We start from the raw sequence: 15,937 nt of genomic DNA, 5'->3' as shown, positions 1-15,937 counted from the left end.
CAACCGGTCGCGCTTGCGATCGTTGACTGGCGTTGATTCGAACAGCCCGAGCTGGGCGGTGTCCGCGCGCTCCAATTGATGCACCTGCACGCCGGCCAGGCGAATCTTTTCCTTGCCGCCCACCTTCGACAGCAACTGCGTTGCGATGCGCGAGATTTCAGGTCCGTCGTTGGTCGTGCCGTCCAGCGAGAAACTGCGCGTGATCAGCGGATAGCGGCCGCCACCGAGCGGACGCGCAAGTTTCAGCTTGAGCGTGACTGTGCGTGCGCGAACACCGTCCGCTCGCAGTCGTCGCGCGATCGCGTCGCCATGCGCGATCAGCACGCGTCGCAATTCGATCGAGTCGAGTGCGAGGTCGTGCGCGAAAGTATTTTCCTCGCCGTACGATTTGCGCTGCCAGTCGGCGATCACCGGCCGCGTGTCGTTGCCCGACGCCAGTTCATGCAGATGCGGTCCCATCGAGCCGAACATGCTTTTCAACTCGGCCGGATCGCGCCGCGCGAGATCGCCGACCGTTGTGATTCCGCATTCATGCATGCGCGCGAGCGTCACGCGTCCGACACCCCACAACCTTTCGACCGGCAGCGGAGTCAGAAGTTCGAGCAATTTTTCCGGCGCCACCGAGAGCAGTCCGTCGGGCTTCGACAGGTCGCTCAAAATCTTCGCCGCCATCTTGGTCGGCGCCAAGCCCACCGACACGATCAGCCCGGTTTCCTCGAGCACGCGGCGCTTGAGATCGCGCGCGGCGTCCAACGGCGGCCCGAGCAGTCGCTCGGTGCCGGTCAGGTCGATAAACGCCTCGTCGAGCGAGAGCGGCTCGACCACCGGACTGAAACTCTCGAACACGCGCATCACGACTCGCGAGATTTCCACGTAGCGATCCATTCGGCCCGGTACGAAAATCGCCTGCGGACAAAGTTTGCGCGCCTGTCCGGTCGGCATCGCGGAGCGCACGCCGAATTTGCGCGCCTCGTACGACGCCGACGTGACGACGCCGCGCGCGCTGGATCCGCCGACGATCACCGGCAGGCCGCGCAGGTCGGGATTGTCGAGGATTTCGACTGATGCGTAAAACGCGTCCATGTCCGCGTGCGCGATCACCCGCGGCCAATGCGCTGCGCTGCTCATGATGCTCATTTCGTCGTCGCGAGTTTCGCGAAGACTGCGTCGGCCGCATCTTCGCCGCTGCGCACGCAATCGGGAATCCCGACGCCGCGATATGCGGCGCCGGCGATTGCGAACGATGGGATCTCCGCGACGACGCGCTCGATCTCCGCGACGCGTGCGAGATGCCCGACTTCGTACTGCGGCATCGAGTCGGGCCATCGCCTGACTTCCGCGATCCCCGGCGCCGCGCTTACTCCCAGCAGCGCGCGGAACTCGTCGCGCACCGCGGCGACCATCTCGTCGTCGCTGAGACTCATCATCGCGCGGCTCATCTCGCCGCCGACGAACGCACGCGCGAGGATTGCGCCGGCAGGTGCGCGTCCTTCGAACTTGAAGCTGGAAAAACTGCCCGCAATTATTCGCCGATGCTCGCTTGCCGGTACCACGAAGCCGAACGCGCGCGGCGGACCATCGAAGTCGCTCGCCCGAAATGTCAGGTTGACGGTCGCCGCCGACGCGTAACTGATCGCGCCAAGTATCTTCGCAGTATCCGGCGCGATCGCCGCCACGATTCTCGCCGCCGCGTATGCCGGCGCTGCGCAGATTACCGCATCGGCGTCGATCGAGTCGGCGCTCGCGAGCGCGAGCCGCCACCCGTTGCCGTTTCGCGACATTCCGACGACATCTGCGCCCTTGCGAATCGACTCGCCGAGCCGCGCCGCGAGCGCCTCCGGCAGCGTCGCCATACCATTTTTGAAACTCTGGAACAGGCTCCAGCGCGCGCCGCTCACGTCCGAACTCTGCGCCGCGCGCGCATTCTCCGCCGCGCGCATTCCCTTCACGACGCTGCCGTGGCGCCGCTCCATCTCGACGAAGCGCGGCATCGTCGCCGCCATGCTGAGCCGTTTCGGATCCGCGGTGTAAATACCGCCCGCGAGCGCCTGCGCGACGCGGTCGAGCACCTCGCGCCCCAGCCGTCGCGTGACGAATGAGTCCAGGCTCTCATCGTCGTCGCTGGTGCGCGCTGCAATATACGGCTCCATCGCAATCCGGATTTTTCCGAGCGGCGAAAAAAGCTGGCTTCGAAGAACCGGACCGAGATGCGCCGGCGCGAGCAGCGAAAATCCCGCTGGTATCTCGACCAGCCGACCCGCGCGCACGACAAATGTCTTGCGGTAGATCTCGCGAGTCGGAATCAGCTCCGCGCCGAGTCCGAGTCGCGCCGCCAACTCGGCGCACGCACGTTTTTCTGAAATAAACGAATCCGCGCCGGTCTCGATTACAAATCCATCGCGCCGAATCGTCTCCAGCGCGCCGCCGCATCGCGCGCTGCGCTCGAGCAATTTCACTTCGAGCGGGAACTCACGCGCGGCAGCCAGCTCGCGTAGTCGATACGCTGCCGCGAGCCCGCTGATTCCGCCGCCTATAATCACAACCCGCTTGATTTGTGGGTCGGTGCTCGTGGGGTTCTCCAGCCTGGTCGATCAGCGCGCGTGAGCCGCGACAATCGACGCCATCATCTCGATGAACAGCGGATGGTCGCCGACCGTCGGCGCGCGTTCCATCCTGATGCCCGCGGCGCGCGCGACTTGCGCCGCCTCGATATCGAGATCGTACAGCACCTCGACGTGATCGCACAAAAAGCCGATTGGGACGACTACCGCGGTCTTGACGTCGAGGCTCCGAATCGTTTCCTTGATGTCGGGTTCGAGCCACGCATCGCGCGGATTGCCGCTGCGGCTCTGATACGCGAATTGCCAAGTGTCGATGCCAAGATCAGCCGCGACAATCCGCGCCGACTGAGTGAGCTGCTCGACGTAGGGTCCGGCCTGTGCCATCGCGAGCGGAATGCTGTGCGCAGTGAATATCAGCCGCGCGCGCGACCGCTCCGGGAACTCCAGCCGCGCAAATGCCTCCCGCGCGCGCGACGCCACCGCGGTGACGAACAGCGGATGGTCGTGCCACGGCTGCGGATACACAACCTCGGGCGCCCGCGCGCCGAGTTGAGCGCGCGCATCATCGACAGTTGCCTGGTAGCGCTCGAAGCTCGCTTCACTGCGATGCGCCGCCATGATGAATCCGAGCACGCGACGCGCACCAGCGTCGGCGAGTGTGCGCATCGCGTCGACGATGTACGGTTTCCAGTTGCGCATCCCGACCGCGATCGGTACTCGTACATTTGTTTTATCGAGCTCCGCGCGCAGTGCAGCCGCTTGCCGCATCGTGAGATCGTTGTAGGGCGAGCGTCCGCCGAGCAGATCGTAATGATGCGCGACTTCTTCGTAGCGCTCGCGCGGAATCGGCCGTCCGCGCAGAACGTTGTCGAGAAACGGCCGCACCTCATCAGCGCGCGTCGGTCCGCCGAATCCGATCATCAGCACCGCGTCGCACTTTGCCTTCGCCGGCATCGCGTCAACGCGCGCTCATCTCGTGCACCGCGTCGATGAGCGCGATCGCGTGATCGACCGGGGTCTCGGGAAGTATCCCGTGGCCGAGATTGAAGATGTGCCCGGGCCGCCCGCCCGCCTGATCGAGAATCGCGCGGGCGCGCGTGCGGATTTCGGCAACGTCAGCGAACAGCGCGATCGGATCGAGATTGCCCTGCACCGCGACGCTGTAGTTGAGGCGCGCCCACGCGTCGGCGAGATCGACGCGCCAATCCAGGCCAATGACGTCGCCGCCCGCCTCGCGCATCAGCTCGAGCAGATTGCCGGTCACCGTTCCGAAATGGATTACCGGCACATCGGCGGGAATTGCCGCGATCACTGACGCCGTATGCGGCAGCACGAAGCGGCGGTAGTCGTCGGGGCCGAGGCTGCCGACCCAACTGTCAAAAATCTGGACGATGTCGGCGCCCGCGGCGATCTGCATCTTCAGATAATCGGCGGTGATGCGCGCGAGCAGCTCCATCAGCCGATGCCACGTCTCGGGCTGCGTGTACATGAAAGTTTTGGTCGTCTGGTATTGCCGCGACGAGCCGCCTTCGATCAGATACGACGCGAGCGTGAACGGCGCTCCGGCAAATCCGATCAGCGGAGTCTTCGCGCCGATCGCGCGATGCACCAGTTTGATCGCCTCGCCGACGAAGCCGAGTGCGGCCACGTCGACGTCGGGAATCCGCTCGAGGTCGGCCTCGCTGCGAATCGGACGATCGATCACCGGGCCGTCCCCTTTTTCGAAATGCAATCCGACCTCCATCGGGATCAATGGCAGCAGGATGTCGGCGAAGATTATCGCCGCGTCCACCTTGAGCCGCTCGACGGCCGTGATCGTCACCTCGGCGGACAACTCGGGCCGCTTGCACATCTCGAGAAATTCATGCTGCTCGCGAACGCGCCGATATTCCGGCATGTAGCGTCCCGCCTGGCGCATCAGCCAGACCGGAGTGTACGGCGTCGCCTCGCGGCGGCATGCCTTCATCATTGGATGATCGGCGAGCGTCGATCGCGGCGCGTTCGAAATCGCGGCGCGCGGTGGATTTGGCGACCGTACCGCTTCTATACGAACAGCGTTTGCGCGTTTGGCGATCAGAATCGAAGCAGCTTGCGCCGCCGCCTCTTTGACCAGGTGGCCGAGCTTCGAATGCTCGGGCTCGAAATCGACGCTCAGACCGTACGCGCGAATCTGCTCCGAGCAGACCGGTCCGATCGAGCCAATGGCCATCCGCGCGAAGCCGCGTTTGACACTGTCGCCGATTCCTTCGGCTTCAGCGAGCTGGATCACGTTGGTGACCTGGTTCGAGCTGGTGAAAATCGCGACATCGGCCGCGCCCGCTGCGATCGAGTTCAAGGCCGCGCGCAGCGGCGCGCGATCAGCCGGCAGGGTCCATCGATAGACCGGAACGATCGTGACGCGCGCGCCGCGCGCCTCGAGTCCCGCGGTCATCTCGTGATTGGACACGCCGTATTCCTGGATCGCGACGCGCTTGCCCTTGAGTTCGGCCCGCGCCGCCAGGGCGCTCAGCACTTCGCGCCAGGTATTGGGCTCCGGCACTACGATCGACGGCTCGATCCCGAGATCGCGCATCGCGCGAATCGGTTTCGGCCCGCGCGCCACTGTTACAATCGCCGCCAGCGCCGCCACCAGCGCCGCTCGCTGATGCCGCGTCTCCATCGCCGCGAACAGCGCGCGCGTGCCGACGCCGGTCATGAAGACGACCGCGTCGAACTCGCTGCCGAGCAGGCGCTCGGCGAAATCGAGCGCCGCGTGATTGTCCTCGAGCGGCACCTCGCGCATCGCTGGCGCAACAATCGCGACGCCGACGCGCCGCTCGATCATCGTGGCGACCTCGGCCGCCATCCGGCTCTCGAAGGCGACGACGCGCAGTCCGCCGAAGCCGGGGGTGATGTCCGAAGAGTTCGATGCAGTCTCTGGGTTCATTGCGAGGCGCCTGCGGGCGCATCGTCAATCTTGCCGCGCGCGGGTTACGTAGGGAAGGGTAGATCCCTTCATTAGATGTGAAACCAGCGGTGGGTTTCACGCTTCCTTCGGCAGGGGTGACCCCTGCACCCAGTGAAAAGTGAAAAGTACTAATCGCAAAATGGCGAAGACGCCCTTTTGCTCTCAGGTTCTTTTTCCTGTGTCATCCTTCTCCTTGTGTCATCCCGAGCGAAGCCGAGGGACCCCGGATCTTTCTCGACGCCAGCCGACGCATCCCCCAACCACGGATTGACCGGGCTGTGCGACGCTCGAGCTTCCATTCCGGTGTTTGTGTCATTCAGAGCGAAGCGAAGAATCCCGGCTCCTGTTTCGTTTGACAGAATTCGTAATCCACAGTATCTTCATAATATTGTGAAAATTCTGAAACGCGACACATCACGATCGGGGTTTGTGGAGCGGTTCGCCTCCGTTCTCACCGAGTCGGGGTTTCCGCGGATGCCGGCGCGGGTGTTTGCCGCGCTGCTCGCCACCGATTCGGGGCGGCTTACCGCGGCTGAATTGGCGGCGCTGCTGCACGTCAGTCCGGCGGCGATTTCCGGCGCGGTCAGTTATCTCGTCCACGTCAATCTTGCCAGCCGCGAAGCGGAGCCTGGGTCGCGCCGCGAGCATTACCGCGTGCACAGCGAGACCTGGTACGAGGCTATAGCGAGCAAGGATCAGGTGCTCGATCGATGCGAGCGCAGTCTGCGCGAAGGAATCGAGGTGGTGGGACGCGAGACGGCGGCCGGTGCGCGGATTGCGGAGACGCTCGCGTTTTTCGAGTTTATCCAGACCGAACTGCCGGCGATGCTGGAGCGGTGGCGCGCGCGCAAAGCTGAGCTCGGGGTTGCCAATTCGAAGCGCGCGAATCTATCGGCGCGTGCAAAAAGAATCAGGGCGGCGTGAGCGATGAACCAACTGAACATCAAGGCTTTCACTGGAATGCTCCAGCTTGCAATCGTGCTCGGATTGACGATTTTCCTGCCCGCGTGGACGCTCGACTACTGGCAGGCGTGGGTTCTGGTCGCGATTTTTTTCGCGTGCACGCTCGCGGTCACACTCTACCTGATGAAAAATGATCCGAAGCTCCTCGAGCGACGGGTACATGCGGGGGTGGGCGCCGAGCAGGAGCGGAGCCAGAACATCATCCAGGCCTTCGCCGCGATAGTATTCATCTCGATTTTTGTAGTCTCTGTGCTTGACCATCGTTTTGGGTGGTCCACGGTGCCGGCATATCTGACCGCGCTGGGTGACGTCCTAATCGCACTTGGATTCTACCTTGTATTTCTGGTGTTCAAGGAAAACACCTTCGCCTCTGGAACGATCGAAGTCGGCGCCGAACAGAAGGTGATCATGACGGGACCGTACGCGCTGGTACGCCATCCGATGTACGTCGGCGCGCTCGTGATGCTGATGGGAGTACCGCTGGCGCTAGGCTCGTTGTGGGGACTGCTCACGATCATTCCGATGTTGCTCGTGTTAGTCGCGAGACTGCTCGACGAAGAAAAGTTCCTGGCAAAGAATCTAGCGGGCTATTCAGAGTATCAAAGCAAGGTGAGGCATAAGTTGGTGCCGTTGATTTGGTGAGGGTCGCGTCTCTACGATTAGAGCGCGATGAATCGACTCATTCTTACAGCCGCGACAGTGCTGCTCTGCGTTGGACTTGCCCAACCCGCGTGTGCCGACACGAACGACTTGCAGGCATCGATCGATTCGGTGCGGGAGCCTGTTTTTGATGGGCTTGGCGGGCTGCATCATCCCGTCACCACCAAAACGAACTCTACGCTCGCGCAACGGTTCTTCGACCAGGGGCTGACCTTTGTTTACGCGTTTAATCACGACGAGGCGGCCGGCTCGTTCGAGCAAGCGGCGCATCTCGATCCCGATTTGGCGATGGCCTATTGGGGGATCGCGCTTTCGCTCGGGCCGAATATCAATCAGCCCGAAGATATCGAGCGCGGCAAGACGGCCTATGCGGCGATCTCGAAGGCGAAGTCACTGGAAGGAAATGCCAGCGCGGCCGAGCGCGAATATATCGACGCGCTCGCTCAGCGCTACGCGTCCGATGGCAAGATGACGGACGCGCTTCAGGTCGCGTATGCGAATGCGATGCGCAAAGTCGCGCATGACAATCCCGACGATCCCGACGCCGGCGCGCTGTTCGCCGAGTCGATGATGGACCTGCATCCGTGGGGACTCTGGACGCTCGACGGCAAGCCGGTTGACGGGACGCCTGAGCTGGTCGCGGCGCTGGAGGGGGTTATCGCGAAGTACCCGGACCATCTCGGGGCCAATCACTACTATATCCACGCGGTCGAAGCGTCGCCTGACCCGGGGCGCGCGCTGGCGAGCGCTCAGCGGCTCCCAAAGCTCGCGCCAGCGGCCGGGCATATCGTGCATATGCCGTCGCACATTTATTTTCGCACCGGAGATTACGACGCATCTGCCATCGCCAACGAAGCGGCGATCAAGGCCGACAGGATTTACCTGCGCGAGCGCAATCCCAAGGGCATGTATCCGACGATGTACGTCTCGCACAATATTCAATTCCTGTGGGCGTCGTACATGATGGAGGGCAACAGCCGCGACGCGTTCAAGGCTGCGCGCGAGCTCGACGCGGCGGTGCCGCTCGACGGGGTCCGCCAGGTGCCGCCGATGGAGGTCATGGTGCCGACGCGATATTTCACCGAGGCGCGCTTCGGCAAGTGGGACGCGGTGCTCAAAGAGCATGCGCCGCCGGCCGATCTGACGTTCACGACGGGAGTCTGGCACTACGCGCGCGGCCTCGCGTTCGCAGCAAAGAATCGTCCCGACGACGCGCTGAGTGAGAAAAAGAAACTCGATGCGATCGTCGCGGCCACTCCTCCTGAGCGCCTCGTGGGCTTCAATTCGGCTAGTCGATTGCTCGAGATGGCCTCGGCGACGCTCGCCGCCGAGATCGATTCCGCACAAGGCAAACATGACGATGCGGTCAAGCATCTGCAGCAGGCTGTCGCGATTCAGGACGCGCTCAACTATGAGGAGCCGCCGGCCTGGTACTATCCGGTGCGCGAAACGCTTGGGATGGAACTGGTCGCGGGAGGCAAGACGGCGGATGCGGAGCAGGTTTTTCGCGACGACCTGAAGCAAAATCCGGAAAATGGTTGGTCGCTCAACGGACTCGCGATGTGCCTTCGCGCGCGCAACGCGTCGGACGAGGCGGCCAGCGTCGACGCTCGATTCAAGAAGGCGTGGGCTCACGCCGACAGCCGTCCTTGAATCGCTTTGCCGACCAGCTCTTCGTTCCAATGCGGCCCTTAAGAGTACAGCGCGACAATTCATTTGACAGCGCGCCGCTCGATGCGCTCGAATCCTGGCCACTGCGCCAATGCGATACCGTGCACTTAGCGACGTTCGCGTCGTCGATCTCACTCACTTCATCGCGGGTCCCTACGCGACGAGGCTGCTGGCGGACATGGGCGCCGACGTGGTCAAGGTCGAGCCAGTGTGGGGAGAAGGCGGGCGCAGGCTGGGGCCGCGCCGCGCGGGCATCGAGGATCGCGGCGGCCTGTTCGCGTTTCTCAATCTCAACAAACGCGGCGTCACGCTGAATCTGAAGCACCAACGCGGCCGCGAATTGTTTGCGGGGCTGCTCGATGGCGCCGATCTCCTGGTCGAGAACTTCGCGCCCGGCACTCTCGCCGCACTTGGGCTTGCGCCGGATGAGCTGATTGCAAAGTTCCCGCGCCTGTCGGTCGTTTCGATTTCGAATTTTGGGCAGGAGGGACCGGAGCGCGACGCCAAACTGAACGACCTGGTGCTGTTTGCGCGCGGCGGGTGGACCTTTCCGGTGGGCGAGCGCGATCGCGAGCCGCTGACGCCGCCGGGCTCCCTCGCGCAATACGTCAGCGCGCTGTACGGCGCGATTGCCGCGATGCAGGCGCTGGCGGCGCGCGATTTGGGCCTCGGCCACGGCCAGCATATCGACGTGTCGATTCTCGAGGCGACGGTCGCCACGATGATCTACGAGACCGTCACTTTTCAGTACACCGGAATCGTGCGCAGCCGCGCGGGCAAGCGCTTTGCGGTCGGCCCGTTTTTGATCGTCACGCTGAAGTGCAAGGACGGATACGCTGGCCTGCATTGCGTGACCGACAAGCAGTTCGAGGGGTTGTGCGATCTGATGGGGCGTCGCGAGCTCGCTTCCGACTCGCGATTCAATTCCGCGCTCAACCGGATGCTCAACAACGACGCACTGCTGGAAATCGTCGAAGCGTTTTTCATCGGGCGCGAGCGCAAATGGCTTTATCGCGAGGGGCAGCGGCGCGCGATTCCGCTGGTGCCGATTCCGAGCGTGGCCGAAGTGCTCGATTGGGAGCAGACGCGGGCGCGCAATTATTTCGAGACCATCGACGATCCGGTGCTCGGGATGATTCGCGTGCCGGGGACGCCGCTGCGTTTGACGTCTCATCGCGGGGAACCTTCGCGGCCGGCGCCGCAACTCGGCGAGCACAATCGCGAAATCTTTGGCGATAGATTGAGATTAACCGACGCCGAGATCGATTCACTGAAAAAAGCGGGCACGATATGAACACGATCTTCGACGGCAACCTTCGGGTGCTCGACATCTCGATGGGATGGGCGGGTCCGCTGGTCGGTCAGATGTTCGCCGAGATGGGCGCCGACGTGGTCAAGGTCGAGGATACCCATCACTTCGATTGGTGGCGCGGCTCGCTCTCGATGGCGCCGCCGGAGATGCAGCCGATCGAGCGCGCCGCGGTCTTCAACACCGCCAATCGCGGCAAGCGCGGCGTCACGCTCGACCTCGCCAGCGCGCGCGGAATTGAAATCCTGAAACGCCTCATCGAGGTCTCGGACATCCTGGTAGAGAACTTCAGCCCGGGCGTGATGGTTCGGCTCGGACTCGGTTACGATTCGGTGAGCGCGATCAATCCGCGGCTGATCATGATCTCGATGCCGTCGTTTGGGAGCGACGGTCCCGAATGCAACGCGCGCGGCTACGGCAACACGGTCGAGGCGATGGCCGGAGTGACGGGACTCACGGGATATCACGACGGCGACGGGCAGCGTTACACGCTCAGCAATGCGCTGGGCGATCCGGTGGGAGGATTGCACGGCGTGTTCGCGCTGATGGTGGCGCTACGCGAGCGCGTGCGCACCGGGCGTGGACAATTGATCGAGCTGGCGCAGGTCGAGTCGCTGATTCCGTTCGTCGCCGACGCGATGCTCGATTATCAATTCACTGGAAAAGTGCCGGCGACGCGCGGCAACCGGCATCGCGATCACGCGCCGCATGGAATTTACCGATGCGCGGGCGACGACAACTGGATCGCGATCGCTTGCGAGACCGACGACCAGTGGCGACGCCTGGCGAGCGCGCTGAGCGTCGAGCGTCTTGCGGATGACCCGCGCTTCAATAGCGAGTCAGCTCGCAAGGCCAACGAGGATGCGCTCGACGCCGAGCTCTCTCGCGCTCTTGCCCCACTGAGCGCCGACGATTGCGGCACACGTCTTCGCGATGCGGGCGTGCTGGTAGCGCCGGTGAATCCGGCGGCGGCAGTGATAGCCGACCCGCAAATCCAGAGCCGTGAGTATTTCGTTGCGATCGATCGCGCTGTCGTCGGGACACATCTCTATCCCGGCGCCGTTGCGCGCCTCCCGGATACTCCGCTCCGCGCCGATGCTCCCGCGCCGCTGCTCGGCGAGCACAACCGGCAAGTCTTTGGCGAGATACTAGGGATGTCGGATGACGACATCGCAGAGCTCGAGCGGACCGGCGTCATCGGATCGAGTCCACGGCAGCATCGAGTGGCGAAATAATCTTCGCCTAATTGCAAAAAGCGCCCTGTAATGCTGGACGTTCAGGCGAAAGGGTTTCACGTGAAACGTTCTTTAGTTGGGGATTAGTAGACTGTTGACACCATCCTGAAAAGCTGTCATATTCTCCTGCATGAAGGTTCGTTGCCAAGCAAAGGGTTGTAAGAAGGCTGGCGTAGTACGTTTCCTCACAGACAACACTTGGAAGCAGAGCAAATGGGCTTACTACATTTGCGATGAGCATTTACGCCTGCTGCGACCTAGCGATTTGAGATACATCGCACGCACCCACGGAGCCAAGGTTCAATAGTCATGCAAACTCTAGACGCGTTCGACAAACGCTTTCCAACCGATCACGAGTGCAAGTTGTACCTCAAGCAGATGCGCTGGCCCAATGCCGTTCGATGCCCTCGCTGCAAGAGCGAAAAGGTATTCGAGCTACCGGCGCGCCCGTTCAATTGGGTCTGCAAGAGCGGCACGACCAGCAACGATCCACACACTGGCAAGCCTGTCACTTGCGACAAAAAGAACGGCTACAGATTCTCGATTATCACGCACACGATTTTCGAGAACACCAAGCGCCCGCTCCGCTCTTGGTTCAAGATTGCGTTCTTGATGCTCGTCTCGAAAAAGGGCGTCAGCGCGCTCCAACTGCATCGCATGATGTACGGCTCGAAGCATCTGAACAATTATCACACGACTTGGTATCAGTGCATGAGACTGCGCGCCGCGATGAAGGATTCCGAATGGGAGCAATTGATGGGCGTGGTTGAGATCGACGAGGTTTATCTGGGTGGACTGGAGCGCAATCGCCACAAAAGCCAACGCAAGCTGGCCGGACAGCGCGGAGTAGCCGGAAAGACCGAAGTGATCGGAGCCATCGCCCGCAAGGGAAATGTAGTGTGCCAGATGGTTGAGGATGCGGATTTCCATACGTATGACGATTTCGTCCGAAAGACGGTTTCGGGCAGAGTCGATCTGATCGCGACCGATGAGAGTTTCCGCTATCGCCATCTGAACCGGATGGGCTTCAAACATGATTTCGTCAAGCACAGTGCCGATGAGTTCGTTCGCGGCAAAGTCCATACGCAGACGATTGAATCGTTCTGGTCGTTGCTCCGGCGCGGCATCATGGGCTCTTATCATAAAATCTCGAAAGACTACTTACCGTTATACTTGAGCGAGTTCACCTATCGCCACAATCGGCGGAACGCGGACGATCCGTTTGCTGAACTCATATCAAACGTGTAGCCGCTTCCCGTGTGCCTGTCGCTTCGGTAAAGTGGAAGCGTGGCAAAGTCAGATTCACCGGCAATCCGCGCAAAGACAAAGGAACTCCTCGAAGAACTCGCAAACGCGGATATGTCAGAATTCGACCGGATGATGCGGCACCTGGTGTCAATGCCGACAGAAAAAATTGACCAAGCGGAAAGTCGAAGGGCCAAACGTGGAACGTCCAGCCCTTCGAGAAACAAACGTTAATATTTAGTAGTTATTGCCTACGATCTGATTATGACGTATTGAACATGGTTTGAGGGTCCATGATGCGGGTCAACCGCATCGGGATTCAGCGCCGCAGTGCTAGCACGCTGCGGCGCAATTTTTTAGCTGACCGCCTTCAACGGCCCGCGTTTCTTCTCTTTGTCGATGTCAGAGGTTCTCCGCCAGCGACTTCCCCCAATGTCAGCAAATCCATTCTTTTCGCCATGCACGACATTTCTCACAGTGGTCCAACCGATTCCACTTCGCTTCTCGATTTCCTTGATCGTGAGGCCGTCATGTTGAGCGCGCGGATCGTTCTCGTACAGCGCATTAATCCGACGCAGCGGCTCGCCTTTTGGCAAACGCTCATGTGAGGACTTCCCCTTTCCTTTTTCCAATCCATTGAGTTCGCGTTGCCACTGATCGAGAAGTTGGCTCTTCTCACTGATCTCCACGACAATCCTTTCTTGTTCCGATTTCAGATGCTCGATGGATTCCCAGATCGTTCCGAGCGTCTGTTGGATAAGCTGTTTACGGTCCATAGCATTAGCCTCCGAGATTGTGCGACGACTGTACACTCTCATCGCACAATCCGCAAGTAATCATGCGGACGTGCATTGTACTGCCGCACTGAGATGAGTAGAATTCGTGGTGTGCAACTCGGAGATACATTCTGGGCGGGGCATCTTCACGTGGTATGCTCCGAGCCGGATGCGGATGGGTCGGTGGTTATCTTCAATACCACCACGATGAGAAGTGACTCAGATAGGAATTGCATCATTCAACCGAACGAGCTTCCTTCGGTGAATCACGTATCCGTAATCGCCTATGAACGCGGGCACGTCATGACAAAAGCTCAGCAAGAGCAGTTGGAAGAATCAAAAGAATTTGCCACGATGCGCCGCAGTTCAGCTTCCGCCGACGTACTACGGCGGATTCAAGAGGGCGCACTGAAATCGGATCAGACGCCAATAGAGGTGCAAGATATTATCAGCGACCAGGTGCGCTCGTGAGAAATTGAACGTAAAACGCCACGTCTGCATCGAATCCGATCTGAGCGATCTCTTCTTCAGAACGGTTCTCGCTGCGCAGAATTTCGGCTGGTTCAATCGGAAATGATGATCCGTGCGGGTCTCGCCATTCTTGGAGGCGATGAGTGAATTTGACGAGAGACCACTTGTCCATCGCACCAAACTGATCGTCGATTTCTTGAAGGACTTTCAACTCGTAACGAGACAGTGATCGAAATTCGGGGTCTACCTTCGCGAGCGAAACGTCGTAGTCAGTTGCTGGCGAAATGTATTCGAGCCAAAACGAGTTCTCATCTGTCGAGCCCCAATTGATCAAGTCTAAAATCCCGCTGAGGACAGGACCCTTGGGCATCGACATCATTCGGTCGCCCGTTATTGGCAAGCCCCGTTCTGCGAGCGCACGACGATCTGCGAGGTACAAGAGTTTGATCAGCACCATGTAGTTCAAGCGGTCGCCATGCCGCTTGAGCAAGAATGCCGCGGCTTGCGCCGCTTTTTTTTCGTCGAAGATGAACCGCATGTATCCACTAGCATAGCGCATCTTGACATACGTACAAGCGGGATGAGGGGGTGGGTGTCCGTCAGGGGTATGGGTATGTCAACCGTTGTCCGACCTGTCACGTCAGGGACAGAATAGGCGAACAAATGGTGAGGTGTCAACAAACTACTAATCCCCCTTTAGTTCAGGAGAACGAAACGCGAATCAATCTGAGCCCGGCGGAGAACAGAACCTGGAATCGCGCGCGCGACGCGCGCTGAATACGGACCCACACCTTTGATCCTCTCCCTGAAAGGGAGAGGGGAAGACAGGGAAGGGGAACGAGACCAGGAGTCTAGTGGACGTTGTCTTGCGGGACGAAGCCCTGCATCCCTTTGAACGCGCCGTCGAGCACTTCGACCTGCGAGCCTTTCTCGTCGCTGCGGATGATTCGTACGGGAGTGTTGTTATCGACTTGCTTCGCGGCGAGTCCTTCGCCGAGGCCTCCGATCATTCCGCCGACGCCGCCCTGCTTTTTCAAATCGACCAGTTTCACGAACGTGTCCTCGTCCGGATAGACGGCAACGGTGCTTTCGCCGTTGTGTGCGACCAGCTTGTGACCGCATCCCGCAAGGGCGAGAGCGCCTCCAATCACAAATGCGCAGATGACGACCGTCGAGATTCGCATCGAGAGTTCTCCTCTGAAGCGGGTTCTAGCATGAGCTTCGGGAAAACAGCCATACGAACGAGGCGAACGCGTTCCTGGCAGAACTGCGGAACGCGCTCTGAGAGCATACACCGGCGAAATCTCGAAAATTGCGAGGGATTCGGGGCCGTGATAGGCTTCACGATTCGCGCTCGGCGGGCGTGCGCGCCCGGAGCAAATCGTAATGCGAATCGGCCTGATCTCTGACACACATATCCCCGAAGCCTGCGAGCATCTTCCGGCCAAGGTTTTCGAGGTGTTCGCGGGGATCGATCTCGTCATGCATGCTGGCGACGTTTACGTGAATCGCGTGCTCGACGAGCTGTCGGCGATCGCGCCGGTGATTGCGGCACTCGGCAATGGCGATGAAGGACTCGATGGGCATCGCTATCGACTCGAGGCCGACGAACGGGTGCGCGAGTCGCATCTGGTCGAAATAGCGGGCGTGCGAATCGGGCTGGTGCATGCGATCCCGACGCCGGACGAGACGTCGGCGGAAGTGTTCGCGCGCGCGATGAACCGGCAATTCGGCGGACCGGTGGACGTTGTCGTGCAGGGCCATAGCCACGTCGAGGGCGTGACGCGGTTCGGCGCGACGTTGGTGGTCAATCGGGGCAGCGCCACGCTGCCGCGCAATCTGATCGGAGTGCCAGGAACGGTCGCGATACTTGAAATCAGAAATGGCGGCGAAGTGTTCGCCGAAATAATCAGCCTGGCTTGAGCGCCCGGGCGCCACGAGCGACCGATTAAGGAGGAATTTTTGTCTGCGGAAAACGCAGTGCCCGCGACCAAACGCGCGGTCACGATGGAAAAACTGGTTAACCTGTGCAAGCGGCGCGGGATTGTTTTCCCGACCAGCGACATCTACGGGGGACTTGGCTCGACCTTCGACTACGG

Annotated in this window: 15 protein-coding genes; 8 read left to right on the top strand and 7 right to left on the bottom strand. The window is 60.9% G+C overall.

The features are described from left to right. The 4 genes from dinB to hemE form a co-directional block, all read right to left on the bottom strand. The coding region (gene dinB / locus VIW95_RS05130; RefSeq protein WP_331584346.1) for a DNA polymerase IV at nt 1-1,128 on the bottom strand (1,128 nt) is incomplete at its 3' end. Nucleotides 1,129-1,133: 5 nt separating this feature from the next. Next, the gene (gene hemG / locus VIW95_RS05125) at nt 1,134-2,540 is read right to left on the bottom strand and encodes a protoporphyrinogen oxidase (protein ID WP_331584345.1); all 1,407 of its coding nucleotides are present in this window, start codon (nt 2,538-2,540) and stop codon (nt 1,134-1,136) included. 51 nt (nt 2,541-2,591) lie between these two features. Continuing rightward, entirely contained in the window at nt 2,592-3,515 is a 924-nt protein-coding gene (hemH, locus tag VIW95_RS05120; RefSeq protein WP_331584344.1) for a ferrochelatase, read from the bottom strand. A gap of 4 nt (nt 3,516-3,519) precedes the next feature. Then, the gene (gene hemE, locus VIW95_RS05115) at nt 3,520-5,487 is read right to left on the bottom strand and encodes a uroporphyrinogen decarboxylase (protein ID WP_331584343.1); all 1,968 of its coding nucleotides are present in this window, start codon (nt 5,485-5,487) and stop codon (nt 3,520-3,522) included. A gap of 411 nt (nt 5,488-5,898) precedes the next feature. Here hemE and VIW95_RS05110 point away from each other — a divergent pair, with 411 nt between their 5' ends. The 6 genes from VIW95_RS05110 (at nt 5,899) to VIW95_RS05085 (ending at nt 12,594) form a co-directional block, all read left to right on the top strand. Beyond that, on the top strand, nt 5,899-6,432 hold the full coding sequence (locus tag VIW95_RS05110; RefSeq protein WP_349259294.1) for a GbsR/MarR family transcriptional regulator: 534 nt from the start codon (nt 5,899-5,901) through the stop codon (nt 6,430-6,432). Between the two features lie 3 nt (nt 6,433-6,435). Further along, complete coding sequence (locus tag VIW95_RS05105; RefSeq protein ID WP_331584341.1) at nt 6,436-7,113, top strand: isoprenylcysteine carboxylmethyltransferase family protein; 678 nt, start codon at nt 6,436-6,438, stop codon at nt 7,111-7,113. 27 nt (nt 7,114-7,140) lie between these two features. After that, nucleotides 7,141-8,784 carry a hypothetical protein gene (locus VIW95_RS05100; protein ID WP_331584340.1) on the top strand — a complete coding sequence of 548 codons (1,644 nt, stop codon included), beginning with the start codon at nt 7,141-7,143 and terminating at the stop codon, nt 8,782-8,784. Nucleotides 8,785-8,893: 109 nt separating this feature from the next. Then, on the top strand, nt 8,894-10,096 hold the full coding sequence (locus VIW95_RS05095) for a CoA transferase (RefSeq protein ID WP_331584339.1): 1,203 nt from the start codon (nt 8,894-8,896) through the stop codon (nt 10,094-10,096). Beyond that, a complete protein-coding gene (locus VIW95_RS05090; protein ID WP_331584338.1) occupies nt 10,093-11,346 on the top strand; it encodes a CoA transferase in 1,254 nt (417 codons plus the stop codon). The genes VIW95_RS05095 and VIW95_RS05090 overlap by 4 nt, the downstream gene beginning before the upstream one ends. 309 nt (nt 11,347-11,655) lie before the next feature. Next, a complete protein-coding gene (locus VIW95_RS05085; RefSeq protein WP_331584337.1) occupies nt 11,656-12,594 on the top strand; it encodes an IS1595 family transposase in 939 nt (312 codons plus the stop codon). A 353-nt stretch (nt 12,595-12,947) separates the two neighbouring features. On the opposite strand, the gene VIW95_RS05080 is transcribed toward VIW95_RS05085, so the two are convergent. Next, nucleotides 12,948-13,367 carry a hypothetical protein gene (locus VIW95_RS05080; RefSeq protein WP_331584336.1) on the bottom strand — a complete coding sequence of 140 codons (420 nt, stop codon included), beginning with the start codon at nt 13,365-13,367 and terminating at the stop codon, nt 12,948-12,950. Nucleotides 13,368-13,460: 93 nt separating this feature from the next. Here VIW95_RS05080 and VIW95_RS05075 point away from each other — a divergent pair, with 93 nt between their 5' ends. Next, nucleotides 13,461-13,838: a hypothetical protein gene (locus tag VIW95_RS05075; protein WP_331584335.1), complete on the top strand. Its 378-nt coding sequence runs from the start codon at nt 13,461-13,463 to the stop codon at nt 13,836-13,838. On the opposite strand, the gene VIW95_RS05070 is transcribed toward VIW95_RS05075, so the two are convergent. Beyond that, nucleotides 13,816-14,376, bottom strand: coding sequence for a Panacea domain-containing protein (locus VIW95_RS05070; protein WP_331584334.1), 561 nt, complete (start codon nt 14,374-14,376; stop codon nt 13,816-13,818). The two genes, VIW95_RS05075 and VIW95_RS05070, sit on opposite strands and share 23 nt — an antisense overlap. A gap of 313 nt (nt 14,377-14,689) precedes the next feature. Continuing rightward, on the bottom strand, nt 14,690-15,022 hold the full coding sequence (locus VIW95_RS05065; RefSeq protein WP_331584333.1) for a hypothetical protein: 333 nt from the start codon (nt 15,020-15,022) through the stop codon (nt 14,690-14,692). Nucleotides 15,023-15,224: 202 nt separating this feature from the next. On the opposite strand from VIW95_RS05065, the gene VIW95_RS05060 reads away from it, so the two are divergent. Beyond that, nucleotides 15,225-15,761, top strand: coding sequence for a metallophosphoesterase family protein (locus tag VIW95_RS05060; RefSeq protein ID WP_331584332.1), 537 nt, complete (start codon nt 15,225-15,227; stop codon nt 15,759-15,761). The last annotated feature ends 176 nt before the right edge of the window (nt 15,762-15,937 follow it).

The organism is Binatus sp. (SeqCode), from assembly GCF_036522015.1.
GTDB lineage: Bacteria > Desulfobacterota > Binatia > Binatales > Binataceae > Binatus.
Note: the sequence above shows the minus strand (reverse complement) of the source record. Positions and strands in the feature narration are given on the sequence as shown.